Origin of the sequence: Campylobacter sp. BCW_6463 (genome assembly GCF_001762785.1) — a bacterium.
Classification (GTDB): Bacteria; Campylobacterota; Campylobacteria; order Campylobacterales; family Campylobacteraceae; genus Campylobacter_D; species Campylobacter_D jejuni.
This window is the reverse complement of sequence record NZ_MJXL01000009.1, coordinates 15,321-41,429: the sequence shown is the minus strand read 5'-3', so window position 1 is coordinate 41,429 and position 26,109 is coordinate 15,321. Positions and strand designations below refer to the sequence as shown.

At 29.4% G+C, this 26,109-nt stretch carries 28 protein-coding genes and 2 pseudogenes; 19 read left to right on the top strand and 11 right to left on the bottom strand.

The window, feature by feature from the left end:
* Nucleotides 1–1,266 carry a (Fe-S)-binding protein gene (locus AJ884_RS00695; RefSeq protein WP_070233096.1) on the top strand — a complete coding sequence of 422 codons (1,266 nt, stop codon included), beginning with the start codon at nucleotides 1–3 and terminating at the stop codon, nucleotides 1,264–1,266.
* Complete coding sequence (locus AJ884_RS00690) at nucleotides 1,263–2,024, top strand: DUF5416 family protein (RefSeq protein WP_083263144.1); 762 nt, start codon at nucleotides 1,263–1,265, stop codon at nucleotides 2,022–2,024. The genes AJ884_RS00695 and AJ884_RS00690 overlap by 4 nt, the downstream gene beginning before the upstream one ends.
* A gap of 2 nt (nucleotides 2,025–2,026) precedes the next feature.
* On the opposite strand, the gene AJ884_RS00685 is transcribed toward AJ884_RS00690, so the two are convergent.
* Nucleotides 2,027–2,233, bottom strand: coding sequence for a membrane protein (locus AJ884_RS00685; protein WP_002853356.1), 207 nt, complete (start codon nucleotides 2,231–2,233; stop codon nucleotides 2,027–2,029).
* Nucleotides 2,234–2,465: 232 nt separating this feature from the next.
* On the opposite strand from AJ884_RS00685, the gene AJ884_RS00675 reads away from it, so the two are divergent.
* Nucleotides 2,466–3,686, top strand: coding sequence for a CynX/NimT family MFS transporter (locus AJ884_RS00675; protein ID WP_002861726.1), 1,221 nt, complete (start codon nucleotides 2,466–2,468; stop codon nucleotides 3,684–3,686).
* Between the two features lies 1 nt (nucleotide 3,687).
* Nucleotides 3,688–4,839 (top strand): M20 aminoacylase family protein, encoded by a 1,152-nt coding sequence (locus AJ884_RS00670; RefSeq protein ID WP_044779510.1) that lies wholly within the window; start codon nucleotides 3,688–3,690, stop codon nucleotides 4,837–4,839.
* Nucleotides 4,840–4,842: 3 nt separating this feature from the next.
* Here AJ884_RS00670 and AJ884_RS00665 read toward each other — a convergent pair whose 3' ends face one another.
* Nucleotides 4,843–5,583, bottom strand: coding sequence for a YaaA family protein (locus AJ884_RS00665; protein ID WP_052857692.1), 741 nt, complete (start codon nucleotides 5,581–5,583; stop codon nucleotides 4,843–4,845).
* Between the two features lie 124 nt (nucleotides 5,584–5,707).
* Between AJ884_RS00665 and AJ884_RS00660 the strand changes: the two genes are divergently transcribed.
* Together AJ884_RS00660 and AJ884_RS00655 are read left to right on the top strand one after the other, a co-directional pair.
* Nucleotides 5,708–6,043: a hypothetical protein gene (locus AJ884_RS00660; RefSeq protein ID WP_044779508.1), complete on the top strand. Its 336-nt coding sequence runs from the start codon at nucleotides 5,708–5,710 to the stop codon at nucleotides 6,041–6,043.
* A gap of 97 nt (nucleotides 6,044–6,140) precedes the next feature.
* The gene (locus AJ884_RS00655; RefSeq protein WP_070242954.1) at nucleotides 6,141–7,328 is read left to right on the top strand and encodes a phosphoethanolamine transferase; all 1,188 of its coding nucleotides are present in this window, start codon (nucleotides 6,141–6,143) and stop codon (nucleotides 7,326–7,328) included.
* A gap of 32 nt (nucleotides 7,329–7,360) precedes the next feature.
* Here AJ884_RS00655 and jlpA read toward each other — a convergent pair whose 3' ends face one another.
* Nucleotides 7,361–8,479, bottom strand: coding sequence for a lipoprotein adhesin JlpA (gene jlpA, locus AJ884_RS00650; protein WP_070242955.1), 1,119 nt, complete (start codon nucleotides 8,477–8,479; stop codon nucleotides 7,361–7,363).
* A gap of 220 nt (nucleotides 8,480–8,699) precedes the next feature.
* Between jlpA and AJ884_RS00645 the strand changes: the two genes are divergently transcribed.
* Together AJ884_RS00645 and AJ884_RS00640 are read left to right on the top strand one after the other, a co-directional pair.
* Nucleotides 8,700–9,539, top strand: coding sequence for a cysteine ABC transporter substrate-binding protein (locus tag AJ884_RS00645; protein WP_044779506.1), 840 nt, complete (start codon nucleotides 8,700–8,702; stop codon nucleotides 9,537–9,539).
* A 40-nt stretch (nucleotides 9,540–9,579) separates the two neighbouring features.
* Nucleotides 9,580–10,827 carry an MFS transporter gene (locus tag AJ884_RS00640; RefSeq protein ID WP_002861719.1) on the top strand — a complete coding sequence of 416 codons (1,248 nt, stop codon included), beginning with the start codon at nucleotides 9,580–9,582 and terminating at the stop codon, nucleotides 10,825–10,827.
* Here AJ884_RS00640 and AJ884_RS00635 read toward each other — a convergent pair.
* Nucleotides 10,810–12,078: a M20/M25/M40 family metallo-hydrolase gene (locus tag AJ884_RS00635; protein WP_002861718.1), complete on the bottom strand. Its 1,269-nt coding sequence runs from the start codon at nucleotides 12,076–12,078 to the stop codon at nucleotides 10,810–10,812. The genes AJ884_RS00640 and AJ884_RS00635 overlap by 18 nt on opposite strands.
* A gap of 67 nt (nucleotides 12,079–12,145) precedes the next feature.
* Between AJ884_RS00635 and AJ884_RS00630 the strand changes: the two genes are divergently transcribed.
* Together AJ884_RS00630 and AJ884_RS00625 are read left to right on the top strand one after the other, a co-directional pair.
* On the top strand, nucleotides 12,146–12,673 hold the full coding sequence (locus tag AJ884_RS00630; protein ID WP_002861717.1) for a thermonuclease family protein: 528 nt from the start codon (nucleotides 12,146–12,148) through the stop codon (nucleotides 12,671–12,673).
* 8 nt (nucleotides 12,674–12,681) lie between these two features.
* Nucleotides 12,682–12,855, top strand: a complete 174-nt coding sequence (locus tag AJ884_RS00625; protein WP_070242956.1) for a hypothetical protein — start codon at nucleotides 12,682–12,684, stop codon at nucleotides 12,853–12,855.
* On the opposite strand, the gene AJ884_RS00620 is transcribed toward AJ884_RS00625, so the two are convergent.
* The 4 genes and pseudogenes from AJ884_RS00620 to AJ884_RS10040 all read right to left on the bottom strand — a co-directional run.
* A complete protein-coding gene (locus tag AJ884_RS00620; RefSeq protein WP_002873190.1) occupies nucleotides 12,856–13,434 on the bottom strand; it encodes a hypothetical protein in 579 nt (192 codons plus the stop codon).
* 71 nt (nucleotides 13,435–13,505) lie between these two features.
* Nucleotides 13,506–14,396 carry a tRNA 5-methoxyuridine(34)/uridine 5-oxyacetic acid(34) synthase CmoB gene (cmoB, locus tag AJ884_RS00615; RefSeq protein WP_083263143.1) on the bottom strand — a complete coding sequence of 297 codons (891 nt, stop codon included), beginning with the start codon at nucleotides 14,394–14,396 and terminating at the stop codon, nucleotides 13,506–13,508.
* A 73-nt stretch (nucleotides 14,397–14,469) separates the two neighbouring features.
* Nucleotides 14,470–14,939, bottom strand: a pseudogene (locus tag AJ884_RS00610) (ShlB/FhaC/HecB family hemolysin secretion/activation protein); the annotation flags it as partial.
* Nucleotides 14,940–14,978: 39 nt separating this feature from the next.
* Nucleotides 14,979–15,509 (bottom strand): annotated as a pseudogene (locus AJ884_RS10040) (hypothetical protein); the annotation flags it as partial.
* A gap of 345 nt (nucleotides 15,510–15,854) precedes the next feature.
* Between AJ884_RS10040 and AJ884_RS00600 the strand changes: the two are divergent.
* A complete protein-coding gene (locus AJ884_RS00600) occupies nucleotides 15,855–16,229 on the top strand; it encodes a YbgC/FadM family acyl-CoA thioesterase (RefSeq protein ID WP_002871461.1) in 375 nt (124 codons plus the stop codon).
* On the opposite strand, the gene AJ884_RS00595 is transcribed toward AJ884_RS00600, so the two are convergent.
* From AJ884_RS00595 to AJ884_RS00585, 3 genes are read right to left on the bottom strand one after another with little or no spacing between them, the layout of a single operon-like run.
* A complete protein-coding gene (locus AJ884_RS00595; protein WP_070286336.1) occupies nucleotides 16,221–17,411 on the bottom strand; it encodes a hypothetical protein in 1,191 nt (396 codons plus the stop codon). The two genes, AJ884_RS00600 and AJ884_RS00595, sit on opposite strands and share 9 nt — an antisense overlap.
* Nucleotides 17,408–18,016 carry a uracil-DNA glycosylase family protein gene (locus AJ884_RS09845; RefSeq protein WP_002881669.1) on the bottom strand — a complete coding sequence of 203 codons (609 nt, stop codon included), beginning with the start codon at nucleotides 18,014–18,016 and terminating at the stop codon, nucleotides 17,408–17,410. Before AJ884_RS09845 ends, AJ884_RS00595 begins: the two co-directional genes overlap by 4 nt.
* A complete protein-coding gene (locus AJ884_RS00585) occupies nucleotides 18,013–18,492 on the bottom strand; it encodes a GNAT family N-acetyltransferase (RefSeq protein WP_070274726.1) in 480 nt (159 codons plus the stop codon). The genes AJ884_RS09845 and AJ884_RS00585 overlap by 4 nt, the downstream gene beginning before the upstream one ends.
* A gap of 130 nt (nucleotides 18,493–18,622) precedes the next feature.
* On the opposite strand from AJ884_RS00585, the gene rpmH reads away from it, so the two are divergent.
* Genes rpmH through AJ884_RS00545 form a run of 8 tightly spaced genes read left to right on the top strand, consistent with a single transcriptional unit; the run spans nucleotide 18,623 to nucleotide 26,108 of the window.
* Nucleotides 18,623–18,757, top strand: a complete 135-nt coding sequence (rpmH, locus tag AJ884_RS00580) for a 50S ribosomal protein L34 (RefSeq protein WP_002776864.1) — start codon at nucleotides 18,623–18,625, stop codon at nucleotides 18,755–18,757.
* Nucleotides 18,754–19,080: a ribonuclease P protein component gene (gene rnpA, locus AJ884_RS00575; RefSeq protein ID WP_002853349.1), complete on the top strand. Its 327-nt coding sequence runs from the start codon at nucleotides 18,754–18,756 to the stop codon at nucleotides 19,078–19,080. Before rpmH ends, rnpA begins: the two co-directional genes overlap by 4 nt.
* On the top strand, nucleotides 19,077–19,418 hold the full coding sequence (yidD, locus tag AJ884_RS00570) for a membrane protein insertion efficiency factor YidD (RefSeq protein WP_002861708.1): 342 nt from the start codon (nucleotides 19,077–19,079) through the stop codon (nucleotides 19,416–19,418). The genes rnpA and yidD overlap by 4 nt, the downstream gene beginning before the upstream one ends.
* On the top strand, nucleotides 19,415–21,001 hold the full coding sequence (gene yidC / locus AJ884_RS00565) for a membrane protein insertase YidC (protein WP_002861707.1): 1,587 nt from the start codon (nucleotides 19,415–19,417) through the stop codon (nucleotides 20,999–21,001). Before yidD ends, yidC begins: the two co-directional genes overlap by 4 nt.
* 3 nt (nucleotides 21,002–21,004) lie before the next feature.
* Nucleotides 21,005–21,823: a Jag N-terminal domain-containing protein gene (locus AJ884_RS00560; RefSeq protein ID WP_070274725.1), complete on the top strand. Its 819-nt coding sequence runs from the start codon at nucleotides 21,005–21,007 to the stop codon at nucleotides 21,821–21,823.
* Nucleotides 21,816–23,144 (top strand): tRNA uridine-5-carboxymethylaminomethyl(34) synthesis GTPase MnmE, encoded by a 1,329-nt coding sequence (mnmE, locus tag AJ884_RS00555; RefSeq protein WP_070274724.1) that lies wholly within the window; start codon nucleotides 21,816–21,818, stop codon nucleotides 23,142–23,144. Before AJ884_RS00560 ends, mnmE begins: the two co-directional genes overlap by 8 nt.
* Nucleotides 23,145–23,154: 10 nt before the next feature.
* Nucleotides 23,155–25,341, top strand: coding sequence for a phosphoribosylformylglycinamidine synthase subunit PurL (gene purL / locus AJ884_RS00550; protein ID WP_070274723.1), 2,187 nt, complete (start codon nucleotides 23,155–23,157; stop codon nucleotides 25,339–25,341).
* Entirely contained in the window at nucleotides 25,338–26,108 is a 771-nt protein-coding gene (locus AJ884_RS00545) for a DnaJ domain-containing protein (RefSeq protein WP_044779493.1), read from the top strand. Before purL ends, AJ884_RS00545 begins: the two co-directional genes overlap by 4 nt.
* Nucleotide 26,109 lies beyond the last annotated feature (1 nt).

The following is a 26,109-nucleotide window of genomic DNA, read 5'->3' as shown; positions in this document are numbered from 1 at the left end:
ATGAAATTTAGTCAAATAAGTGATGCTTGTGTTAAATGTGGCAAATGTATACCTGTTTGTACTATACATGAAGAAAATCGCGATGAAATTACCAGTCCAAGAGGATTTTTAGATCTTTTATCTGCTTATAAAGAGGGAATTCTAGAACTTGATAAAGAAGCTAAGAAAGTTTTTGAATCTTGTTTTTTATGTACCAATTGTGTTGAAGTGTGTCCAAGTAAATTAAGAGTAGATAATGCCATAGAAGAAGTTCGTTATGACATAGCTAAAAAATTTGGTATAGCTTGGTATAAAAAACTTATTTTTTTCTTTTTAAGAAGACGCACAATTTTAGATTTGGTAGCTAAGCTTGGCTATGTGTTTCAAAGTTGTGCGTTTAAAATTCAAAATGAGAATGAAAATACAGGTATGAAGGCAAGATTTTCCATGCCTTTTGTTAAAAAGGGAAGATTACTTACAAGTTTTAATAAAAAAAGTTTCTTAAATTCTAATCCAAAATTTATCAATAATGATGGAGAAAAAACAATAGGTTTTTTTGTAGGTTGTTTGGCGAATTATTTTTACATAGATACGGCTAATGCAGTGCTTAAAATCACTAGGGAATTAAAAATCAATGTGGATTTGATGAAAGAACAAGTGTGTTGTGGAGCGCCGCAATTTTTTACGGGTGATTTTAAAAGTGTTGAAGTTTTGGCTAAAAAAAATATTGAGTATTTTGAAAAAAAATTAGAAAAATTAGATGCTATTATAGTTCCTGAGGCCACTTGTTCGGCTATGTTAAAGATAGATTATGAACATTTTTTTATAATGCAAAATGATTTAGACTGGGCAAAACGCGCAAAATGTGTGTCATCTAAGATATATATGGCTAGCGAGTATTTTTATAAATTTACTTCTTTGGAAGAAATTTTAAAAACAAAAAATAAATTTAATTATAGCATTACTTATCACGATCCTTGCCATGCAAGAAAAATGCAAGGGGTTTTTAAAGAGCCAAGAGAACTTTTAAAAACAAATTATCATTTTGTGGAAATGAGTAATTCTAATACTTGTTGCGGTTTTGGCGGGGTGAGTATGCAAACGGATTATTATGATAAAGCCTTAAGTGTAGGGCTTAAAAAAGCACAAATGATCGATGAAAGTAAGGCTAGTGTGGTAAGTGCCGAGTGTTCAGCTTGTAGAATGCAAATTTCAAATGCATTAGAACAAAATTCAAGTAAGGTTGTTTTTGCTAGTTCTTTAGAGCTTATAGCAAAAGCTTTGTGATGATGAAGATAGTATTTAAAGGCAAAAGTTCTGAATATGAAATTCAAAGATCGTGCTTTTGTGTTGATGCTTTTGTGATTAAAGATAAGATTGAAGAACGAGATGGTGTTGATTTTATCACTTCAAATATAGAGCTTTTGGAATTTAGTGATGACAGTTTTACTTTTGAAGAAATTGTAAAACATTTTAATATTTGTAATAGTGAAGATATGATTATCGTTGAAGATTTTGACATGAAATCAAACAAAGATAATCAAAACCAAGAAGATAATATAAAACATGACATCTTAAAATCTGAAAAAATAATACATGAAAACACAAAACAAATAAGTATGCAATTTAAAAATTTAAAATTTTTTTCAAGAATTTTTAAAAATGAAAATTTTCTTTCTGATTTTAAAGAAAGCAAGCAAGAAGTTGTTGTTATCAAAAAACATGAAAAACTTGAAATTTTTAAAAATTTATCTCAAGAAGATCAAGAAATTAGCTTTGTTAAAATTGAAATTTTAAATTATGATAGTAATGAAGATAGTTTAAGTTTTAATCTTGATATATTTCCAAGCGGTATGAGCTATAAGTATGGAATTTTAAAAGGTTCTATGCATATTATTTTACAAGGTAAAACTTCTAGTACGATGCTTTTTCCGTTTTTAAAAAGCATGATTTATAAAAATAAAAGCGAAAATTCAAGTGAAAAAATTTTTACTTTAATGATAAATCAGAAAAAGCACTATAAACTTGTCGCAAATCTTTCTTAGTTTTATTTTATTATATTTTCTATATTAGAGCGATTTTTTTCAATTAAAGAGCGATTTTTTTGAGTTGTTTCTTTAAGATCGGCTATATCTTCTTTCATATTTTGTATGTTTTGGTTGAGTAATTTTATCTTTTTTTCATAGCGAGTAACGATGATAAAGACTACAAATAAAAATATAATAATCAAAAAAATAAATGCTAAAAATTCCATATTTTTCCTTTTTAAAACTAGATTTTGAAATATATCATTTAAATACTTCAAAAAACTTTTATGGGTTTTTATTTTGTATTTTAGTTTTTTTATCTTTAAACTTATATATAAATTTTCAAAAAGTAACAAAAAAATATATAAAAAAATAATTAAATTAAAAAAATAATCAAAGATAATAAATATCTCATTTTTTTATGTTATATTTTAATAAATATCCAAAAAGGATTTTAATATGGAAAAATCACTTTTATTTCATTTTAGACGCATTGGGGTTGAATTTATTATTTTTAGTGTTTATGCTGTTTTTAGTATCTCTTGGGCAGCAACAGGGTCTTTAATGCCCTTGATTTCAAATGATCTTGCTCTAAATACTCAGCAAGCTACTTTAATCACTAGTATGATAGTAGTTGCGAAAATTTTTGGTGCTTCATTTACTGCTTTTTTGGTTTATAAATTCGGATTAAAAAAGGGATATTTTTTAGGCTGTATTTTAATGAGTTCGGGTATCTTTTTAAGTTTTGTAGATAGTTATAGTGGTATTTTGATTATAAGATTTTTAACAGGGCTTGGTTCAGCTTGTGCTTTAGTTTGTTTAGTGCCTATTGCACAACAATGGTTTGAAAAAAAAGCTTTACATTTTGTAATTAGTTTTAATATGACTTCAAATTTGGTAGGCATTACCCTAGGACTTGTTTTAGCTGAAAGTATCTCAAATTATTTTGGAAATTGGAGAGATTCTTTATCATTTTATGCTTGGATTAATTTGATTTTATTGATTTTGTGGCTTTTTGTAGGTAAAGATGAGAATAAAAAAGAAGAAAAAAAGAATAATGCAAAAGATCTTATTTATGCTCTAAAATCTCGTGTTACTTGGGGTATGATTATTTTTTACATAGGGCCTATTTTATTTTTAAATTCTCTTTTTACTTTTTTACCAACTTTTTATGCGCAATATGCGGGTTTTAGTAAAGAATTAGCTGATTTTGCTAAAAAAGAAATTCCAGCCTTGGCTAATTTTGCTATTATTTTTGGTCCTTATCTTGGATTATTTTTTAAAAGAAAAAATATTTCTTTTAAAATAATGCTATTGTCTGGAGGAGCGTGTATTTTTATATGCGGATTTTGTATGTTGTTTTTACAAAATTTAGTATTGATACAGATTTTTGCTGTGTTATCAGGCATTTTTTATTCTATGTGGTTTCCATTTTTCTTTAATCTACCTTCAGAATTAAAAAATTCTAATCCAAATCAAACTGCTTATATTATGAGTGCTTTTTGGAGTATTACCTTTGTTATACTATCATTTAACCTATGGGTAGTATCTTGGAGTGTTGATAAAACCCATAGTTTTACTTTGGGTTTTGTTTATATTTTTGCTTTGATTTTTATTTCAGCGATCTTAGCACAATTTGTTTTACCTAGAAGAGAAAATTTTATACAAGGAGAAAAATAGAATGAATTTAATTCCAGAAATACTAGACTTACAAGGCGAATTTGAAAAAATTCGTCATCAAATTCATGAAAATCCTGAGCTTGGTTTTGATGAATTATGTACTGCAAAATTAGTGGCGCAAAAATTAAAAGAATTTGGTTATGAGGTTTATGAAGAAATAGGAAAAACAGGTGTTGTGGGGGTTTTAAAAAAGGGAAATAACGATAAAAAAATAGGACTTCGTGCAGATATGGATGCTTTGCCTTTACAAGAATGCACAAATTTGCCTTATAAAAGCAAAAAAGAAAATGTAATGCATGCTTGCGGTCATGATGGACATACTACTTCTTTATTGCTTGCTGCAAAGTATTTAGCAAATCAGAATTTTAATGGCACTCTAAATCTTTATTTTCAACCTGCTGAAGAGGGTTTGGGTGGTGCTAAGGCAATGATAGAAGATGGATTGTTTGAAAAATTTGATAGTGATTATGTTTTTGGATGGCACAATATGCCTTTTGGTAGCGATAAGAAATTTTATCTTAAAAAAGGTGCGATGATGGCTTCTTCGGATAGTTATAGCATTGAAGTTATTGGAAGAGGTGGTCATGGAAGTGCTCCAGAAAAGGCAAAAGATCCTATTTATGCTGCTTCTTTACTTGTGGTGGCTTTGCAAAGTATAGTATCTCGCAATGTTGATCCTCAAAATTCAGCAGTTATAAGCATAGGAGCTTTTAATGCAGGGCATGCTTTTAATATCATTCCAGATATTGCAACGATTAAAATGAGTGTTAGAGCATTAGATAATGAAACTAGAAAACTAACTGAAGAAAAAATTTATAAAATTTGTAAAGGTATTGCACAGGCTAATGATATAGAGATTAAAATCAATAAAAATGTTGTTGCACCAGTGACTATGAACAACGATGAAGCTGTGGATTTTGCTAGTGAGGTTGCAAAAGAATTATTTGGCGAAAAAAATTGTGAATTTAATCATCGTCCTTTAATGGCAAGTGAGGATTTTGGATTTTTTTGCGAAATGAAAAAATGTGCCTATGCTTTTTTAGAAAATGAAAACGACATTTATTTACATAATTCTAGTTATGTTTTTAATGATAAGCTTTTAGCTAGGGCTGCAAGTTATTATGCGAAGCTAGCTTTAAAATACTTAAAATAAAAACTAATCTAGAATTTCAAGCACAATTTCTTCCTTTAAACCTTTGATTTGAATTTCTTTGAGTTTTAGGTTTGAAGGAAGGTTTGCTAAAAGCTCTTTATTGTTTTTTACTTGGTTTTTTGCACTTATGGAGAGTAAAATTCCCCTATAAGCTTTAGCAAAATGACTGATGACTTTACCATTTTTTACAAATTTATAAGTATAAAATTTCTTTTTTGGGGTGTAGAATTTATCATAAAATCCCGCTCTAAGATCAAGTATTTCTTCATTTTCTAAGTACTCATCTAAGGCTTTACTAAAATGTTCTTTATAAAATTTCTCTATGGTAAAATTTCCTATTTTAGCCCCTTGCTTGAATTTATAAAAGGGTAGGGTATCATTAGCTCTTACAACGCCAAAAAGATTAGAAAATATAAGTGTGTTTTCTAAAATATAAGCTTGGCTTTTTTTATCTAAGGCTTTAAAATTAAGATATTCATAACTTACCCCAGTGTAAAGCATTATAGCTTCTTGGGTGGGAGCTTGTTTTAAGTCGTGTTTAAATTTATCAATTTCATTTTCGTTTTTAATGCCAAAAAGTTCTTGTAAATTCTGTAAACTTGCGTTTTTGATAAATTCTTCATAATGCTTTAAAGCTTCCATTCTATAAGGAAATAATTCTTTAAATATAAATGAGTTTTCATTGATGGGATTTTTTACGCAATTTGCATTTTTGCTTTCACTAGGGGAGAAAAGTATTTTCAAGATTTTTCCTTAAACATTTATTTTTTAATAAAGGTAGCTAAAAGCTTGTAAATTTTGGCTTAATTAAAATTTATTATTATTTAGCTATAATCTAAATTTTTGAACTTTTTAATGAAAGGAATATATGAAAATCTTTTTTAGAAGTTATCTTTTTTTAGCAGCTATAACTTTTATAGCTTTTATTTTACCTGGATTTTTATTTTCACTCTATAATGACTATATATTTCGTTTTGAGTTGAATAGTGTTTTAGCTTTAGGTGCGGCAGCTTTAATTTTTCCTTTGGTACGTCCTAGGATTTTTATAGTTTGCGTCTTTGGACTTTTTGCCCTGATGGAGTGTATCCAATTTTCGCATTTATATTATTTTAATAAACCCTTAAATATCTTTTCTTTGCATTTAATGTTTATTGAATTTGGAGAAGTGGCTAAAACGGCTTTAGCGGGGGGGGGTATTATTTAAAGGCTTAATTCATATAGTTATAATAGTTCTTACTTATGTTATTTTAAGTATTTTTTATTTTAAAATTTCAAGAAGAACTAATTTTATTGCCACAGTTTTGGCGATTTTTGCTTTAAGTATCTTGCCTTATAAGGCAGTTTATAAAACCGATAGGCTTGTTAATTTTTCTCCCAAAAATGATAGTATTTCTTTATATAACACTTTAAGAACTTTTAGCGGTTATTTTTTCTTATATTTACGCATGCCTCAAGCGCCTATACCAGATTATCCTGAATACACTTATGATTATAAAAACGTAGCAGATCGTAATGTTGTTTTAATTTTAGGTGAAAGCACTAATGCAAATCGTATAGGACTTTTAGGCTATGAAAGAAATACAAATCCTTTGCTTAGTGAATGGGCAAAAAATGATAAAAATTTTGTGGCAAAAAGAGCAATTTCAAGTGCTGTTTTGACTCGCGTGGCTGTACCAAGCTTATTAAATATTGCTTATAAACCAGACAATATTAAGCATATTTTAAATGAGAAAACACATCTTGTATATTTAGCCAAGAAAGCAGGATTTAAAACTTTTTATTATAGTTCACAAACCATTAGTGAACTTAGTGATATAAGTTCTGAAAATTTAGATGAATTTTTTACAAGAGAAAATTATTATTTTGAACACAAACAGTTGGGTGATTTGTTGGTTTTAGAAAAATTAAAAGAAAATCAATATAAATTTTTAAATGGGAAAAATTTTGTTATACTGCATCAAAGAAATGCACACTCTCCTTATCAAAGAGGCTATAGAGCGTATCAAAAAGCAGATGTTTTTAAACCAATGACTCGTGAAAATACTTATGATAATGCTATGATTTTTAACGATTATTTTATTTCTAGTGTATTTGAAGTTTTTAAAGAATTAAGTCAAAAAAGTGGCATTCCAACCTATGTAATTTTTATACCTGATCATGCAGAAGCTATGGGAGAATTAGGAAGAGATGGACATGCTGAATATGGACATTCTTTTTTAAGTGCAAATGTGGCTAATATTCCTATTTTTGCCACCACTTTTAATGTTAAAAATGATGATTTTATAACTTATCTAAAACAAAACAAATTGCCAACTCATTATGAGCTTGCTAAATTATTAGCTAAGGAAATGGGGTATGATATTCATAATTCTTTAGAAGAGCCTAATGTGTTTTACATTAATGGTGTCGATATTTCTGGAAATGCTGGTTATATTAAAGTTTTAAGAGATAAAGATAAGGCAAAATTTGAATATTTTGATAAAGAATAATTGGCTTTAAGAGGAATATTTCCTCTTAAAGATTAAAATGACGCTCCGCCCATTAACATGGAAAACATGATAAATGGAAGTATAATTTTTAACGCTTCTGTGGCGTCTTGATTGTTGATGCTTAGTTTTTCTATGCTGTCGATTCCTTGTGTGCTATAGTCACTAACAGGGATGTTTTTAAATTTTAAATCAAGGTTGAGTTTATAATCATCATTTTGAGTGATATTGTTTAAAATAGCTAAAGCTTTATCAAAGATTAATGCTTGTTCTTCATTTTGACTTTGAGCTTTTAAGGTTTGTAAATTTTCCTTAGCAGTTGCTATATAGCTACTAAATACGCCTTCGGTTTTAAGAGTTGAATCAATTTTAAAATTATTTAAGATGATGTATTTTTGGATTGTATTGCTAAAATCTGAAGCTTGTTCGTAGTTTGCTATATTAAGAAGTTCATTGATAGCTTGTTCATCCATAGCTAAAGTTTGAGTGTTAAATTTTATACCCTTAGAATCAAGGTAATTAAGAAAATCTTCTTTTAGATTTATATTTAGATTTGTATTGAAATTTAATTTTGCGTTATAAAATTTTATATTAAGATTATCTAGATAATTGTTTTCTTGTTTGTTTATGGAGTTATCAAATGATAAAGTATAAGAATCCGAGCTTAATTTATTGATAAAAGAGCTGATTTTTGGATCTTGTTGAAATAAGCTTGCATTGATGTCACTAACAACTTTTTCTCCAAGTTTAAAATCTTCAAAAACCAAATTTGATTGTATGCTTTTTTGGTTTTTAAAAAGATCGTTGTAATATTCTTTAATGTTAATTGATGTATTTGCTTCGCCTTTGTAAATTTCATTTGAGCGAATTTTGATATTTTTTGCTTGAAATAGTTCTTGATACTCATCGTTGTTATCTTTTGCAAGAGTTTTGAAATTTGAACTTAAACACGCTATAAAATCACCATCTGCATTGCATTTAAAATCAGAAAATTCAATCTTTATTCCAGAATCCTGAGAAAGGTTTGCAATTTCTTGTTTAACTGTTTGATTTAGTTGATTTTCATATTTTTTAACTGTTTTTTCATCTATGGAATTTCCGCAAGCTGAAAACAAAACAGCTATTCCAATAGAGAGAAAAATACCTTTTTTCATAGTTTTCTCCTTAAAAATTTTAAAACAAAGATTATATCTTTTTTTACTTAAAATTTAAACAATGCTAAAAGAGAGTGTGAGATTAATTACATTTTTACACATAGGAAAATCTTTTTAGTTTGTTTCAAATGCATTATTTATAATTTTAAGTATAATTAACTTTGCAATTATTATATATTTTTGCAATAGCTTTAAGCTTATTTTTAAAGAAAGGAAATGTATGAAAAAAATACTTCTAAGTGTTTTAACGGCCTTTGTTGCAGTAGTATTGGCTGCTTGTGGAGGAAATTCTGACTCTAAAACTTTAAATTCTCTTGATAAGATCAAGCAAAATGGAGTTATTAGGATTGGGGTATTTGGCGATAAACCACCTTTTGGTTATGTGGATGAAAAAGGAAACAATCAAGGCTATGATATAGCTTTAGCTAAACGCATAGCAAAAGAACTTTTTGGCGATGAAAATAAGGTGCAATTTGTTCTTGTTGAAGCTGCAAATAGGGTTGAGTTTTTAAAATCAAATAAAGTAGATATTATTTTGGCTAATTTTACTCAAACTCCAGAAAGATCTGAACAGGTTGATTTTTGCTTGCCTTATATGAAGGTAGCTTTAGGCGTAGCTGTGCCAAAGGATAGTAATATAACTAGCGTAGAAGATTTAAAAGATAAAACTTTACTTTTAAACAAAGGCACAACAGCGGATGCGTATTTTACGCAAAATTATCCTAATATTAAAACTTTAAAATACGATCAAAATACCGAAACTTTTGCCGCTTTGATGGATAAAAGAGGCGATGCTTTAAGTCATGATAATACCTTGCTTTTTGCTTGGGTGAAAGATCATCCTGATTTTAAAATGGCTATCAAAGAGTTAGGCAACAAAGATGTTATCGCACCAGCAGTTAAAAAAGGTGATAAAGAACTTAAAGAATTTATCGATAACTTGATCATTAAACTAGGCCAAGAGCAGTTTTTTCACAAGGCTTATGATGAAACTTTAAAAGCTCATTTTGGAGATGATGTTAAGGCTGATGATGTAGTGATTGAAGGTGGAAAAATTTAACAAAGGGCTTTTTGCCCTTTATATTGATTTAGGATAAAATATGCAAAAAAAATACAAAAATATTATTTATGCTTCTTTGGGTGGAATTTTGGAATTTTATGATTTTGTGCTTTTTGCCTTTTTTTTGGATATTTTTGCTAAGGTATTCTTTCCGCAAAATGATGCTTTTTGGATGCAGATAAATGCTTATATAGCCTTTGGTGCTGCTTATTTAGCGCGTCCTTTTGGTTCTATTGTGATGGCACATTTTGCTGATAGATATGGAAGAAAGAATATTTTTTATATTTCTATGCTTTTGATGGTTTTGCCTAGTTTTGCTTTAGCTTTTTTGCCAAGTTATGAAAGTATAGGTATATTTGCTACTTTGATTTTATTTACTATTCGTATTTTGCAAGGTTTAGCCGTTGGAACTGAGGTGAGCGGAGCTTGGATTTATGTGAGCGAATTTGTCAAAGGGCGTCAAATTCCTTTAGCTCTTGGTTTTATTTCAGCGACTTTAACCATAGGTTTATTGCTAGGAAATATTGCCACTTTAGGCATAAGATCTTATTTTACCCCAGAAGAAGTTCAAAGCTATGCTTGGAGAATTCCTTTTATCATAGGAGGATTTTTTGGAATTTTAGCTTTGTTTTTAAGAAATAAACTCAGTGAAACTCCAGAATTTGTAAAAGTTCAAAATGAAAAGAAAATTTTAAGTTTTCCATTGTTTGAAGCTTTAAAAACTCATAAAATGAGCATGCTTGTTTGTTTTTTAATGACCATGGTTTTAACAAGCGGTGTGGCAACTTTAATGATTTTGCCTAAGTATTTTGAAAGTCTTTTAGCTATGAGTAAAACTTCTGCTTTATGGGTACAAAATTTTGCTATTTTAGCGGTGATTTTTGGAGCTTTATTTCAAGGTTTTTTAGCAAGCAAATGGGGAAGCTATAGGATTTGTTCTATTTTTAGTATAGCTTTTATTATCTTTGGTATGCTTTTTAGTTTTTATGATGAGAAATTTTTATTTTATTTTTTACTGGCTTGTTTTACACAAGGTATTATCACTTTCGCACCTGTTTTTATGACACAAATTTTTAAAAGCGAACTTAAATTTAGTGGGCTTAGTTTTGCTTATAATATTTCTTATGCGATTTTAGGTTTTTTAACCCCTTTTGTAGTTAATGCTTTTTATAAAGAGTATTTAGGTATTTATCTTGCTATAGTCGGATCTTGCTCCTTATTTTGCGTGTTTTTGTTAAAACGCGTTTTTGCAAGAAGCAAGATTAAAGAATTAAGCATTGTCTTTTAAAACTTCAAAAACAACCTTAGATATTTTTTCAACTGAAGCGATTTCGCAATGCTCATCAGTTGAATGAGGATTATGGATATTTGGACCTATAGAAGCGCATAAAAGCTCTTGTTTTTTCTCTATAATGCCACACTCAAGCCCTGCATGGATAGCTGAAACTTTGGCATTAGGCGATACTTTTTTAAGCGCTTTAAAAACCATGTCGCTAAGTGCGTTTGGTTTGCCTTCCCAAGGTGGATAGAAATTAAAACTTCTTACTTTAAAATCAAAAGCCTTGAAAAATTCTAAAGTTTCAAATTCTACTTGCTTAAGTCCATCAAGTATATTAGATCTTGCAAAAAGTGCGAATTTGATTTGTTTATCTTGCATTCTTAAAGTAGCTAGGTTAATGCTTGTTTGAACTATACCTAGATTTTCATCATAAGCTCTAACTCCATGAGTAAAAGAATTTATAAGGCTTAAAAGTTTGTTACTTTGATCGCAAATTTCAAATTCACCTTCTTCTTTAAAATCGCATTTTATCCAGTTATTGCTCTTTACTTCATTTTTAAAATGCACTAAAGCTTTGGCGTGTTTAGGTATAGAATTGATTCTTTCTCCACCTTCAAAAGAAATGATTTCTCCTTTATTTTCTTGTATGAATTTAGCCATTTCTTTGATGGAGCTTTTTTCGTTGCGTACGATATTTATACCTGAGTGTCCACCTTTAAAATTTTGCGCGCAAAGCTCATAAATTTTACCCTTTTTTCTAAGGGTATTAAAAGGCAAGCTAGCTTCTATATCTACTCCACCTGCACAGCCTATCATGATCTCATCATCGCTTTCATGATCTAAATTTAAAAGCATTTTAGATTCTAAAGTGTGCTCGAGTGAATTCACTCCCATGAGTCCTACTTCTTCATCGTTTGTAAAAAGACACTCTAAATTTTCAAATTCAGCCATAGCGCTCATCATGATGGCTATACCTATACCATTATCCGCGCCAAGACTTGAATTTTTGGCTCTTAAAAAGCCATTTTCTTCATAAACTTCTAAGTTTGGTGCATCGCCCATACAGACCATATCATAATGGCTTTGTAAGCAAATTTTTGGTTTGCCTTTTATGGCATGGATATTTCCTGCCTTATCTACACTCACCTTAAAGCCTTTATCTTTAGCATAAGAGCTTAAAAATTCTTTCATTTGTTCTGTTTCATAACTGCAATGAGGAATTTTACATAATTGTTTAAAATTTTCTATAACATTTTGCATTTTATCTCCTTTGTTTTGATAAAATTATGGCATATTTTTTAAAATTTAAAGGCAAAATGATTAAAAAATGAGAATAAATTATAAAAAATTATTTAATTTAAGAAAATTACTAAGTGATCCAAAAAAACTTTTTTCTGTATTAATTTTTACTCTTGTAGTTGTTTTTATCCAGAATTATATTGCCCAAAATTCTAGTTTTGAAGGAAAAGTAGTTAGAATTATTGATGGAGATACTATAGAAGTTAATCATGAAAACAAACTCGCTAGAATAAGATTTTTTGGTATAGATGCACCAGAACTTAAACAAAGTTTTGGAAAGCAATCAAAAGAAGCTTTAAGTAGAATTTTAAGCGGTAAACAAGTTGAAATTATTTATAAAAATAAAGATACTTATGGTAGAATTGTTGCTATTGTAAAGCTTAATAATGTTGATATTAATCGATTTTTAGTAAGCAAAGGCTATGCTTGGGCTGATACTTACTATAGTAACGCTTATATTAAAGAACAAGAAAATGCTAAGAAAAATCATTTAGGTCTTTGGAAAGAGGGTAATCCTATAGAGCCTTATAAATGGAGAAAACACAATAAATTCTAAGGAAAAACATGAAAAAATATATTTTAATGATACTATTAGTTTTAGGAATTTCTGGATGTTTTGTAAATGAAAGAGGAATTTCAAATCGTTTTTATGATGATTGCAAAGAATATTATGATGGAAGTGGAACTTATCATAAGGTTTGCCCAAAGAATTGGGTGGATATTAAAATGACTCCTTGATTATTTTCCACCCACAGAGGCCATTAATGCAGCTGCTACGGCTTCTGGATTGTTGATTTTGGCACCTTGTTCTTGATTTTCTGTAGGTTTAACAGTATTAAGTGGCGGACGCTTGAGTTTAAATATATGCTCATCAGTGCTAACAACTTGTATCGTTCCTTCAAACATTTTAATTTCTTTAACATGCCCGACCACTTTTACATCTCTTTTTTTGGAGGTTTCGTCAAAAAGTGCATGAGCTTCAAGTTCTAAAACATCGCCTAATTTAAGCGGAGCATAAAAAAAACATTTTGATCCAATAATCACTGAAAATTCTTTATTGATAGAGGCTTGTGCTACATAGTTTGCCGCAGCGAAAATAAAGGCATCAAAAATCAATCCTTGATCATCTGCTACCATTTCGCTTGTGGTTATTAAAATTGATTTGGCATAGTTTTTATCAATTTCTATAATGGTTCCAGCAAGCGAAGTGTTTAATTCAGGACAAGTGAGTAATTCTGCTCTAACACGAGATATATCTTCTGCAGATGCGTATTCTTCAAGTTGTGCATATTCTTCAAAATTATCTTTTTTTGCCATATCTAACCTTTAAATTCTACTTATCTACTTCAAAATATCTAAAGCCTAGATCGACAAAAAGTAAAAAGAATTTATATCCCAATACGCACATAAACTCTTTTGGGTGCTTCATAGCCTTCAATGGTAAGATTTTTATCCTTTGGATCTAAGAAATTTTCCAGCGAAAAAGAGTCTATCCATTCTGTTTTTCTTTGTTCGTTTTCATCGGTTTTTTTTGTAGCCAAAACTTCAAATTCTTTAAATCCTGCTCTTTCACACCAGTTTTTTAATGCACTAATGCTTGGTACAAAATAAATATTTGGAATTTTAGAATAAGTTTTATTAGGCACAAGAGCGATTTCTCTCTCATCTTCTATATACATGGTATCTAAAAAAACAACTCCATTTTTATTAAGTCCTGCTTTTAAATCTTTTAGCATTTTTATAGGATCACTTCTATGATAAATCACCCCAAGACAGAAAATCACATCAAATTTCAAGCCATAGCTTGGAAGATCTTCTATGCCTAAAAGTTCGTATTCTATAGGAGTTTTAGCTAAAGCGTTAATGAGTTCAAATTGCAAACGGTATTTGATAGAAGGATCAAAACCTATGAGTTTTGCAGGATTAAATTCAAGCATTTTAAACATATAATAACCATTATTACAGCCTATATCAGCAACGCATTTTTGAGAAATTTCGTTCATAAAAGGCTTTAAAATATTAAATTTAATAAAACTTTGCCATTCTGTATCGATGAAAAGATCGTCTATTTTAAAAGGACCTTTTCTCCATGGTTTAAGTTCTTTTGTTATAGCTAGGATTTCATCTTTGGCTTGAGAATTTGTAGATAAATTTACACTATCATCTAAAGAAAAATTACAAGCAAGATTGAGAGCTTTAAGTTCTTGAATTTTAGCGTATAAAGGGTGATTTAGAAATTGTTTTTCGAGTAAATTTTCTTGCATTTTTATCCTTGACATTTGCTTTTAATGCTAAATTATAACATTAAAAGCTTTTATGGCAATATAAATCTCATATGTATTAAATATTTGATCAAAAATAAATTTTTAAAAATTCAAAATACTTCCCAAAACTCACATAAGCTTTAGAACTATAATCATCATTTTTACAAAGCTTTAGCTAAATCAAGCTTAACATAAAAATTTCCTGTTTTATTATAAAGCAGTTGCAAATCATAGGCATCCATATAGTTTGTTTCACTTGCTCTATATAGTTTAGAAACATTCTCACACCAAGAATAACCTATATCATAAAAAGGAGTGATATAAAAATCTTTCAAAGGAGTAGCCATTCTAAGTCCAAAGCTAGCCACTACAGCATTATCTCTATCTTCATTATTATAAACCCTTACTCCATAAGGACCTACTAAAGATATAGTTTTACTATTATCTAGTATAAATAGATTCATTAATAACTTGTTGATAATTTAAGCTAAAAAGATGAGTAAAGGTATCATTAAAGAAATAAGCATTGTTAAGATTGACATTAAGTTTAGCAAATTTTCAAATTCTACTCCATCTACTTTGCTTGTTTCTATATCTCATTAAGAAATTCATGCGTTGATTGCTTTTAGAATTGCTAAGATTTTTATATGAGTATCTTTAGGTTTAAGATAAAAAACTGAACTAAGTTCTCCTTGTTCTAATATAAGTTTATTATAACTTGCATTAGCATAATCGGTTTTTGCTATGATTAAAAAAGGAAGTGCTTTAACTGTTTTTATTACTATGATTAGCTGTATTGACACTATTAAAAGAAAGAACTTTATCTTCTCTCATATCAGAAGCAAGTAAATAATGTTTAAAATTTAAATCGTTTATATTTATAATATTTACTTTAGTATTGTTATAAATTAAAGTAATATTGTTAATATCATGTTTAGAACTCTTAGAATAATAATTTATACCTTGGGGTTTTTATAAGTAGAATTGGTTTTATTATAAAGTTTGTTATCATTAAAATAATACTCTGGAATATTTAAATTTCGATTGTCTGTAGTATTTGCTTGAGTGACTAAAAGCATTGATGCTTAAGAAGGTAACAATAGAAAGTTTAAAACAAAATTTCTCTATACCCCTCCCCGTGAAGTTAAAAAGCTTAATGGCTGGCATAGATATCCTTAAATATTGATTATTATATTTTAACTATTTAACAATATCTGTAAATATTATCAAAAGAAAGCGTAATTATAATATTCTTAAGTATATTAATTATAAATAAAATATTTAAATAATATTAATAATAAAAAGCTATTTTTTAATTTTATTTTTTTATAATATATATTTAATATTATTAAAAAGCTTTATTAAATTAATATTGGACAGAATTTTTTAATATAAGCTAAAAAGCGATATCAAAGAATTTCCGTTGTATAATCTAATGTTTTTTAAATGTAAAATATTTTTTAAGGTAAAGCGATGAAAATGCGTGTGTATTATGAAGATACTGATGCGGGTGGAGTGGTGTATCATAGTAATTATTTAAAATTTTGTGAGAGAGCAAGAAGTGAAATTTTTTTCAATAAAAAAGTAGATATTTTTGATGCGTCTAAGGGACATTTTTTGCTTGCAAAAGCAAATTGCAATTTCTTAAAACCTGCAAAACTTGGAGATATAATAGAGATTAAAACAAAAATTTTAGAAGTCAAAAATGCTTCTGTGGAAATTTCACAAGAAATTTATAAAGATGAAATTTTGCTTTTTAAAATGGAATTAACTTTAGCTTTTATTAAAAACGAAAAACCAGCTAGAATGGATATGCAGTTAAAAAAGCTCTTTGAAGAATTATTTTAATTCTTCAAAGCTTGCTTGTTTGCCTTGCATAAGACGCACTTTGTAATCAACTTGAGAATTTTTGATTTTCTCATCAAATAAACTTTCACTTTTTTTATTTAAGAATTCGGTATAAAAGTAATCAACTCCTATACTAGTGGCATAAGCAATCCAGTTATAATCTATACTTTGATTAAAAATTTCATTAAGATAGACTAGGTTATCATCGTGGTTATTGATAGAATTAGCAATGATGAAATTTTCTCTATCTCCTTGTTGTGTTAAACTTAAAAATGTTGGATTATAGTTGATTTGAGTGGATAAAAGCACATAAGGATGAATGTTATAAATTCTTAGTTGAGAACTTGCTAGAGCTGTTTTGATCAATGGAGTGTTAAAAAATATTGAGGCATTATTAACTCCGCCTTGTGATCTTAAAAGTCTGCTAAAATCAAGCTTCTCGCCTTCTATGGTATATATTCTAGCATTATTATTTTGAGCAAGAATTCTTGAATTTAGATTGCTTGATAAGGCAGAGCCATCGCTAAATATTGCGATATTAGCATTTGATTTGCTTAAAAGTGTGGCAATTTGAGCATCATAGTCAATACTTCCAAAAATAATATTTTGATTTGAAAATTGTATGTTGTTTTTATGGATGGTCGGTATAAAAATTTTCATATTTCCTGAGTAATTTTTCAACTCATTGGCACCTTTTAGAGTAAATCCAGCTATGGCATACTGATATCCTTGAGCTTGTGCTGCATCAAGCGCGGCTCGAATTTTATCACTATCTTCTGTGCCAGTTAAAAAAACTTTTACTTTGATTTCAGCTCTTTGTCTTAAAAGATAGGCTATGCTTGAATTTATTATAGTATTTGAGTAGCTTTTTATGGTTTTTTCTGGGATAATTATCGCAAGTTTAACAGAAGTAATTTTTTGAACATTTTTTTCAAAATCAGTAATGGAATTTAATAATTTTGCATAAACATTAGATAAAAATTGATCGTTTTGGTCTGCAAATTCACTTAAAAAACTGAGATACAATCTTGATTCTAAAAGATCAAAAAGACAATTTGTGTTGCATTCTTGAACGCTTAATTTAGGATAAAAATTTTCAACAGGTTTTACATTGACTAATTTTTGCTCTTTTGCATTAAGCAAAAAGCAAGATAAGAAAAATATTAAAAATATTTTTTTCATAAAAATCCTTTAATTTTTTTTAAATCTTGTATGAAATTTTTTTCATAACTTGGATTTTTTTCTATAAAATCTAAATCATAACTTGGCATTATGAAAAAATTTTTATAAGCAAAAACTTCACCTTTTAAAATGTGATAATCTTTAAATCCCAAGCTTTTAAATGTGTATTCTCCTAGACAAAGCAAAAAAGCAGGTTGAATCAGTTTTAGTTCGTTCCAGAAAAATGGTAAGCAAGATTGTAGCGAAAAATCATCAAATTTTCCATTACAAAAACATTTAAATAAATAAGAAAAATAAAAATCTTCATCGCAAAGCCCTAAAATTTGATAAATATAGTGTTTTAATTTTTTACCTTTTTTTGAATTAAGTAAAATTCCGCTTTCATTTTCACTTTTTTGCCCAAAAACATCAAGAATTAGCAATTTGGCATTTTTTATCTTAGGCTCCATAAGACTAAATTTTCTTGTTTTGGAAAATTGGCATAAGGTGCAAGATGAAACAAGTTGTTTTAATTCTTGAAAATTTTGTACTTGTTCAAAGTGGTTTGTATGTGTATCAACAAAGTTAAATCCCATAGCTTTTAAATAATAAAGACTTCTTATCATAAATCACACAATTTTTCTAAATTTTCTCCACTTAGACGATAATTTCTCCATTGTTTAAGATGTTTAGCGTTTAAACTTTCATAAAAATTAATACCTAAAATATTATCATTTAAGCAAACCCAGTCGAGTCTTTTTAAATTTTCTTTTTTGCAAATTTCTCCTAAAAATTTAAAAACAGCTTTTCCATAACCTTTTTTACGAAAATCTTCTCGTATATAAATATCTTCAAGATAAATTCCACCGCTACCCCAAAAAGATGAAAAAGTATAAAAATAAATCATATAGCCTATAGTTTTTTCATTTTCTTTTAACAAAAAAGCACGAGCAAATTTATTTTTTAGTAAAGAATGTTTTAGTTTTTCTTTCGTGCATTGAAGAAAATCTAACATATCTTCGTATTTTGCAAATTCTATGATCATTTCTTGTAAAATATCTAAATCTTCTTGTCTTAAATCAATAATTTTAAATTTTGACATTTTTAACCTTTTAAAAATAATTTCAAAATTTATCAAAAGAATTTAAAAATTACTCTTAATCAAAAGCAATTTATAAGTAAGATTAAGATAAAATACAAGTTTATTTTATAATTTTTTAAGGAAAAATCAAATGAAAAGAACTTATCAGCCGCATGGCACTCCAAGAAAACGCACTCATGGTTTCCGTGTTCGTATGAAAACTAAAAATGGTCGCAAGGTGATCAATGCAAGACGCGCTAAAGGTAGAAAAAGACTTGCTGTGTGAAAAATTTTGATAAATTTAGCACAAACGAGGAATTTTCATCTGTATATAAAGTAGGTAAAAAATGGCATTGCGAAGGTGTGATCATTTTTTATCTGAATAGTTATGAAAAAAAAATAGCAGTTGTTGCTAGTAAAAAAGTTGGAAAAGCAGTGGTTAGAAATCGTTCAAAACGAATTTTAAGGGCTTTGTTTGCTAAGTTTGAAAGATATCTTCAAGATGGCAAATATATTTTTGTAGCTAAAAATGAAATCACTGAACTTTCTTTTTCTAGGTTAGAAAAAAATCTAAAATGGGGATTGAAAAAACTAGAATGTTTCAAATGATATGCCTAAAAATACTCCGTTTTTATCAGAAATTCTTAAGCCCTTTAAAACCCGCTGCTTGTAGGTATTATCCTAATTGTTCTGAGTATGCACTTTGGCAGTTTCAAAAAAAGAATTTTTTTCTAGCTTTTTTTTCTACTTTTTTTAGAATTTTAAGATGTAACCCTTTTTTTAAAGGGGGATTTGATTATCCTAGAGTTTCTAAAAATTTTTATCCTATGAATTTATGTTTTAAGCCTATATTTTTAGCAAAAAAACAACTTTGTTTTTTATACATACCTTATAAAAATAAAAGTTTTTATCTTATAAAAATCATCTTTAAAAGGACAAATCAGTGAATAATTCAAATAATATTTTTCAGCAAAAGCGTATACTTTTGGCTGTTGTGATTTCTTTTTTATTTTTTGTTGTTTATGATTATTTTTTCATTCCAAAGCAACCTTTAAAAATAGAACAAAACATTACACAACAAAATCAACAAAACACAAGCATAAATAACACTCCTAATATACAAAATACCACCACAAATACTCCAAGTGCGGCTTTAGTTTCGCAAGATAGTGTGATATCTAAGGTTCAAAGCAAACATTTTGAAGCACAAATTGACTCTTTTGGTAGAATTTCTGCTTTTTATTTAAAAGATAAAAAATACCAAAATGAGAAAGGGGAATTTATAAATCTTGTTAGCAAGGAAAATAGTCCTTATCCTTTAGAAATGCGTTTTAGTGATCCAAGTATTAACTCAGAGGCTTTTAAATTTCCTTATATTGCTAACTCTAGCAATCTTTTTGTTGATGAAAATGGAAGTCAAGTTTTAAAACTCACTCAAAATCTTTCCGGATTGAAAATCGAAAAAGATATTACTTTTTATCCAAAAGGAAATTATGAGATAGAAGTTAAACTCAGCAAAAATGCAAATTATTTTATAAGTCCAGGATATCGTCCAAATATTGCCGTAGATAGTTATACAGTTCATGGTGCTTTGGTAATGGATAATAAAGAAACCATTGAAACTTATAAAGATGGAGATGTAGAGAAGGATGAAAGTGCTAATAATGTCGTAATGACTTCGGCTTTTGATAGATACTATGCAACTTTCTTTTATAATTTTGATAAACCTTTAAATGTGGCAATCAGCAAGGATGCTAATAAAAACCCTATAGTTTTTGCTTATAGTGATAATGAATTTAAAGCAGGGGGTTATATAGGTTCTAAAGAACATGTGATTTTAAGAAGTATAGATCCACGCCTTGAAGCAGTTGTTGAATATGGTTGGTTTACTTTTATTGCTAAGCCTATGTTTGAGTTTTTGAATTTCTTACATCAGTATATAGGAAATTGGGGTTGGGCTATCGTTGTGATGACTTTAATTGTGCGTATTATTTTATTCCCACTAACTTATAAATCTATGATTTCTATGAATAAACTTAAAGATCTTGCTCCTAAAATGAAAGATATTAGAGAGCGTTATAAAGGCGATCCACAAAAAATGAATATGCACATGATGGAGCTTTATAAAAAACATGGTGCAAATCCTATGAGTGGTTGTTTGCCTATACTTTTACAAATTCCTATTTTCTTTGCTATTTATCGCGTTTTGCTTAATGCTATTGAGCTAAAAGCAGCTCCTTGGGCGTTTTGGATACATGATTTATCGGTAATGGATCCTTATTTTATTTTGCCTATTTTAATGGGTGCAACGATGTTTTTACAACAACTTATCACACCTATGACTATACAAGATCCTATGCAAGCTAAGATTATGAAATTTTTACCAGTGATTTTTACTTTTTTCTTTATCACTTTCCCAGCAGGACTTACGCTTTATTGGTTTGCAAATAATCTTTGTTCTTTGGTTCAACAATGGGTTATCAATAAAATATTTGCTAAAGAACATCACAAAAAAACAAGTGGAGCATGAAAAATGAAAATCGAAGCCATTGATCTTCAAAGTGCCTTAACAGAAGCTTCAAGAAGTTTAGAATGTTCTGTGATGGACTTAGAATATGAGATTATTCAGCATCCAAGAAAAGGTTTTTTTGGATTTGGAAGAAAAAAGGCAATTATAGAGGCTAAAGCAAAAAAAAGGATTTTGAAAAAAAATCCTAAAAAAGAATTTACAAGTTCAAAAAATCACAAACCAGAAACACATGAGCCAAAACAAGAAAACAAGATTGAAATAAAAAATGAAAAAAATAAAAGTCAAAAAGAAAAATACACAGTAAAAAGTGATGAAATTTTTGATAGTTTTCATCGAGAAAGCAAAGGAGTGCGTAATACTCAGGATATTTTAGATGAGATTCGTATTCAGCTTGTAAAACTTTTAGAAAGCTCCCAGTTTAAAATAGAGCTTAGTGAACTTAGAATGTATGATGAAGATTGTGTTTTGATTCGATTGGATGGGGAAGATGCTGCTTTGATGATAGGCAAAGAAGCACATCGTTACAAGGCTATTTCTTATCTTTTGCATAATTGGATCAATTTAAAATATAATCTTTTAGTGCGCCTTGAGATCGCTCAATTTTTAGAAAATCAAATTCAAGGTATGCAGCTTTATTTACAAAGCGTGATTGAAAAAATTAAAATTCATGGACGCGGACAAACCAAACCTTTAGATGGGGTTTTGATAAAAATCGCTTTAGAGCAGTTAAGAGCTGCATTTCCAGATAAGTATGTAGGAATTAAGCAAAATAATGATCAAAGATTTGTTGTAATAAACGACTTTTTCAAAAAAGATGAGTGATACTATAGCGGCTATTGCCACAGCTCATGGCGTGGGTTCGATTTCTATTGTAAGATTAAGCGGTGAAAGAGCTTTAGAATTTGCCTTAAAGCTTAGCCACAAAACCAAACTCACCCCCCGCCATGCTACTTTTACAAAACTTTTTAATCAAAACAATGAAATCATCGATGAAGCTATAATGATATATTTTAAAGCTCCTTATAGTTTTACAGGTGAAGATATAGTAGAGTTTCAAACTCATGGAGGATTTAGTGTGAGTGAAGTTTTACTCGAAGAACTTGTGAGTTTAGGGGCAAGACTTGCTTTAGCGGGAGAATTTAGCAAAAGAGCGTGTTTAAATGGCAAAATGACTCCTTTAAAAGCCTTAAATATACAAGATCTCATACTTTCAAAATCTGCGCTTGCAGCTAAAATTATAGCACGCAACATGCAAGGAAATCTAGGAGAACTTTTAGAAAAAATTCGTACAGATTTGGTTAAAACTTTAGCTTTTGTAGAAACTAGCATTGATTATGCTGATGATGATTTACCTTCTGATTTATTAGAACAAATTTCTACTATGTGTGAAGAAAATTCTAAAATTTTAAAAGAAGTTTATACACTTTCTCAAAGCAAAAAAGGACTTATAGAAGGTTTTAAAATCGCTATTGTAGGTAAGCCAAATGTAGGCAAATCCTCGCTTTTAAATGCCTTGCTTTCTTATGAAAGAGCTATTGTTTCAGATATAGCGGGAACTACTCGTGATACTATAGAAGAGAGCTTTAAACTAGGAACGCATTTATTACGCATTATAGATACAGCGGGTATTAGGGAAAGTAAAGATGCTATAGAACAAATCGGCGTAGCTTTAAGTAAAAAAAGTTTAGAAGATGCAGATATTATTTTGGCAGTCTTTGATGCTTCAAGAGTGCAAGATAAAGAAGATGAGAAAATTTTTGACTTATTAGCAAATACTGATAAAAAAATCTTTTGGATTTTAAATAAAAGTGATTTAGAAAATGTTTTCAAAAATACTCAAAATAAAAATTTTATCAAGCTTAGTGCTCAAAAAGACATCACTTTGTTAAAAGAAGAATTGCAAAATTATCTTAATTCTTTTGATAGCGAAGGTATTATGGTAAGTTCTTTAGATCTTATTAATGCTTGTAAAATTTCAAGCGAAGCGATTTTTAGAGCTAAAGGACTTTTAGAGGAAAGTTCTTTAGAACTTTTTGCTTTTGAACTTAATTTAGCTATTAATGAACTTGCAAGATTTACCAAAGATTTTCAAAGAGATGAAATTTTAGACGAAATGTTTGGTAATTTTTGTTTAGGAAAATGAAAGGATAAAAATGGATAAAGGAACCATAAAAGCACATAAAATCAGCGATGAAGAATATGCACAAATTTTAGAAATTTTAGGACGAGAACCAAATCTGTTAGAACTTGGGGTTATTTCTGCGATGTGGAGTGAGCATTGCTCTTATAAATCCAGCAAAAAATATCTTAATGGTTTTCCAACTAAAGCACCTTGGGTGATTCAAGGCCCAGGAGAAAACGCAGGGGTTATTGATATCGGGCAAGGTATGGCAGCAGTTTTTAAAGTAGAAAGTCACAATCATCCTAGCTTTATAGAACCTTTTGCGGGTGCGGCTACAGGAGTAGGGGGAATTTTACGTGATGTTTTTACTATGGGCGCAAGAGTGGTTGCGGGGCTAAATTCTTTAAAATTTGGCGATATTTATGATGAAAAATGCGGTAAACATCAAAAATACCTTGTTAAAGGTGTAGTAAATGGAATTTCTCATTATGGAAATTGCATGGGTGTGCCAACTATAGGTGGAGAATGTGCTTTTGATGAGTGTTTTAATGGAAATATCTTAGTTAATGCCTTTGCTTTAGGGGTTTGCAAAAGTGAAGATATCTTTTATGCTAAGGCTGAAGGTGTAGGAAATCCTGTGATTTATGTGGGTTCAAAAACAGGGCGTGATGGACTTGGTGGAGCGGTTATGGCAAGTGATAGTTTCAATGAAGAAAGCAAATCTTTGCGTCCTACAGTGCAAATTGGCGATCCTTTCAGTGAAAAACTTCTTATGGAGGCTTGTTTAGAGCTTTTTAAAACCGATTATATTGTGGGTATTCAAGATATGGGTGCTGCAGGGCTTACTTCAAGTTCTTTTGAAATGGCAGGAAGAAGTGGCAGTGGCATGAAACTTTACCTAGATAAAACTCCTATGCGTGAAAGCGGTATGACTCCTTATGAGTTAATGCTTAGCGAGTCTCAAGAAAGAATGCTTATTTGTGCAAAAAAAGGCTATGAAGATAAGGTTATAGAAATTTTCAAAAAATGGGATTTAGATGCTGTGGTTATGGGTGAAGTTACCAATACAGGAAAAATGGAGCTTTTTTGGCATGATGAGCTTGTAGGGCTTATTCCTATCGAGCCTTTAAGTGAAAAAGCGCCGATTTTAAGTCGTCCTATAAGTGAGCCAAAATATTTAAGTGAAATTAAAGACTATAAATTTGAGCTAAAATCAAGTATTCAAGAGCTTTTTATACAAATGCTTCAAAATGAAAATATTAATAATAAAGCTTTTATTTATGATCAATTTGATTCAAGCGTGCAAACCAATACCATAAAAGCTGATGGAAGATTAGGTGCTAGTGTTATTCGTATCAAAGAAAATGGTGTAAGTGTGGCTATGGCTGTAGAATGTAACTCACGCTTAAATTATGTAAATCCTAAAATAGGAGCAGCTTTAGCAGTAGCTTCTGCAGGAAGAAAGGTTGCTTGCACAGGAGCTAAGCCTTTGGCAATAAGCGATTGTTTAAATTATGGAAATCCGCAAAATCCTGAAGTGATGTGGCAATTCGCACAAGGTTGCGAAGGTATTAAAGAAGCTTGTAAAGAGTTAAATACCCCAGTAGTAAGCGGCAATGTTTCGCTTTATAATGAAACCAATGGTGTAAGTATTTATCCAAGTCCTACTATAGTAAGCGTAGGGGTTTTAGAAGATGCAAATAAAACCTTAAAAGCTAGTTTTGAAAAAGAAAATTTAAGCGTTTATCTTTTGGGTAAAAGTTTAGGAGAATTTGGTGGATCTATGGTAATGAAAATCCAAGATAAAAAAGTATCAGGAAGCCTTAAAGAGCTTGATTATAAAGCTGAACTTGCACTTTGGAATTTGCTTTATAAAGCCAATCAAAATTCTTTACTTGAGTGTGCCAATAGCGTAGGAATAGGGGGTATTGCTATGACTTTGGCAAAAATGTTTGCTATTTCTAGTGTGGGTGCAAATTTAACAAGTGGTTTTGATGATGAAAAAATGATTTTTGATGAGAGTGCAAGTCGTGCTATAGTAGGGCTTAGCAAAGAAAATGAAGAAGCTTTTTTAAATTTAGCCAAAGAATTTGGAGTAAAAGCTTATAAATTAGGTGTGAGTACAAGCCAAAAATATTTTAAACTTGATAGCATTGAGTTAAGCAAGGCTGAACTTGATAAGTTTTATTTTGAAAGTTTTAAAGAGCAAATCCAATGACTTTAGTTTTAATTATACTCGTTGTTTTGGTGTTTTACTGGTATTATAAAACTTGGGGAAAACAGGATTTTTTAAACTCAGCCACAAGAGGAGCCAAAGGCTTTGCTAAGGGTTTTGCTCGTGGAGTTATGGAAGAAAGAATGGATGAGTTTAAAAGGCGTATGAATTACTATGTTATCGCACTTTTGGCAAAAATTGCAAAAAGCGATGGCAGAGTAAGTGAAAATGAAGCTGAAATGATCAAAGATCTTTTAGATGCAAATGCTAAAGATGAAAAAGAAAGAGCTTTTTTAAAAGCAAGTTTTAATGAACATAAAGAAAATTTAAGCGATGCTTTTTATGTGGCAAAAGATTTTTTAAAAGAAGTACCTTTACCTAAAAATGAGCGTTTTAATGTCTTGCGTGTGCTTGTTTTTATGGCTTTAATCGATGCAGATTTTAATGCTAAAAAGCGTGAAATTTTAGAGCAAATCGCTAAAGCCTTTGATATAGCAAAAAGCGAACTAGACGCTTTTATAGCAAGTCTTTCAAATTTAAAAAGTGCTAAAAAAGAATTAAGTCTTGATGAAGCTTTTGCTATTTTAGAACTTCCAAATAATGCGGATTTAAATGCAGTAAAAAAACAATACCGCAATTTAGCAAAAAAATATCATCCTGACATTTTAAACGCAAACAATGTCAGCGAAGAAGAACTTAAGATCGGTATAGAGAAATTTCAAAAAATCAATGAAGCTTACGAAAAAGTTAAAAAACATTTAGAAAGGTAAA

Coding starts and splice junctions, on each gene's coding strand:
- AJ884_RS00675 (WP_002861726.1), top strand. CDS start 2,466: ATGGAAAAATCACTTTTATTTCATTTTAGACGCATTGGGGTTGAATTT.
- AJ884_RS00645 (WP_044779506.1), top strand. CDS start 8,700: ATGAAAAAAATACTTCTAAGTGTTTTAACGGCCTTTGTTGCAGTAGTA.
- AJ884_RS00635 (WP_002861718.1), bottom strand. CDS start 12,078: ATGCAAAATGTTATAGAAAATTTTAAACAATTATGTAAAATTCCTCAT.
- rpmH (WP_002776864.1), top strand. CDS start 18,623: ATGAAAAGAACTTATCAGCCGCATGGCACTCCAAGAAAACGCACTCAT.
- AJ884_RS09845 (WP_002881669.1), bottom strand. CDS start 18,016: ATGATAAGAAGTCTTTATTATTTAAAAGCTATGGGATTTAACTTTGTT.
- AJ884_RS00695 (WP_070233096.1), top strand. CDS start 1: ATGAAATTTAGTCAAATAAGTGATGCTTGTGTTAAATGTGGCAAATGT.
- AJ884_RS00600 (WP_002871461.1), top strand. CDS start 15,855: ATGAAAATGCGTGTGTATTATGAAGATACTGATGCGGGTGGAGTGGTG.
- AJ884_RS00620 (WP_002873190.1), bottom strand. CDS start 13,434: ATGGCAAAAAAAGATAATTTTGAAGAATATGCACAACTTGAAGAATAC.
- AJ884_RS00630 (WP_002861717.1), top strand. CDS start 12,146: ATGAGAATAAATTATAAAAAATTATTTAATTTAAGAAAATTACTAAGT.
- jlpA (WP_070242955.1), bottom strand. CDS start 8,479: ATGAAAAAAGGTATTTTTCTCTCTATTGGAATAGCTGTTTTGTTTTCA.
- cmoB (WP_083263143.1), bottom strand. CDS start 14,396: ATGTCAAGGATAAAAATGCAAGAAAATTTACTCGAAAAACAATTTCTA.
- AJ884_RS00625 (WP_070242956.1), top strand. CDS start 12,682: ATGAAAAAATATATTTTAATGATACTATTAGTTTTAGGAATTTCTGGA.
- AJ884_RS00585 (WP_070274726.1), bottom strand. CDS start 18,492: ATGTCAAAATTTAAAATTATTGATTTAAGACAAGAAGATTTAGATATT.
- AJ884_RS00670 (WP_044779510.1), top strand. CDS start 3,688: ATGAATTTAATTCCAGAAATACTAGACTTACAAGGCGAATTTGAAAAA.
- AJ884_RS00685 (WP_002853356.1), bottom strand. CDS start 2,233: ATGGAATTTTTAGCATTTATTTTTTTGATTATTATATTTTTATTTGTA.
- mnmE (WP_070274724.1), top strand. CDS start 21,816: ATGAGTGATACTATAGCGGCTATTGCCACAGCTCATGGCGTGGGTTCG.
- AJ884_RS00660 (WP_044779508.1), top strand. CDS start 5,708: ATGAAAATCTTTTTTAGAAGTTATCTTTTTTTAGCAGCTATAACTTTT.
- purL (WP_070274723.1), top strand. CDS start 23,155: ATGGATAAAGGAACCATAAAAGCACATAAAATCAGCGATGAAGAATAT.
- AJ884_RS00560 (WP_070274725.1), top strand. CDS start 21,005: ATGAAAATCGAAGCCATTGATCTTCAAAGTGCCTTAACAGAAGCTTCA.
- AJ884_RS00545 (WP_044779493.1), top strand. CDS start 25,338: ATGACTTTAGTTTTAATTATACTCGTTGTTTTGGTGTTTTACTGGTAT.
- AJ884_RS00640 (WP_002861719.1), top strand. CDS start 9,580: ATGCAAAAAAAATACAAAAATATTATTTATGCTTCTTTGGGTGGAATT.
- AJ884_RS00595 (WP_070286336.1), bottom strand. CDS start 17,411: ATGAAAAAAATATTTTTAATATTTTTCTTATCTTGCTTTTTGCTTAAT.
- yidD (WP_002861708.1), top strand. CDS start 19,077: ATGATATGCCTAAAAATACTCCGTTTTTATCAGAAATTCTTAAGCCCT.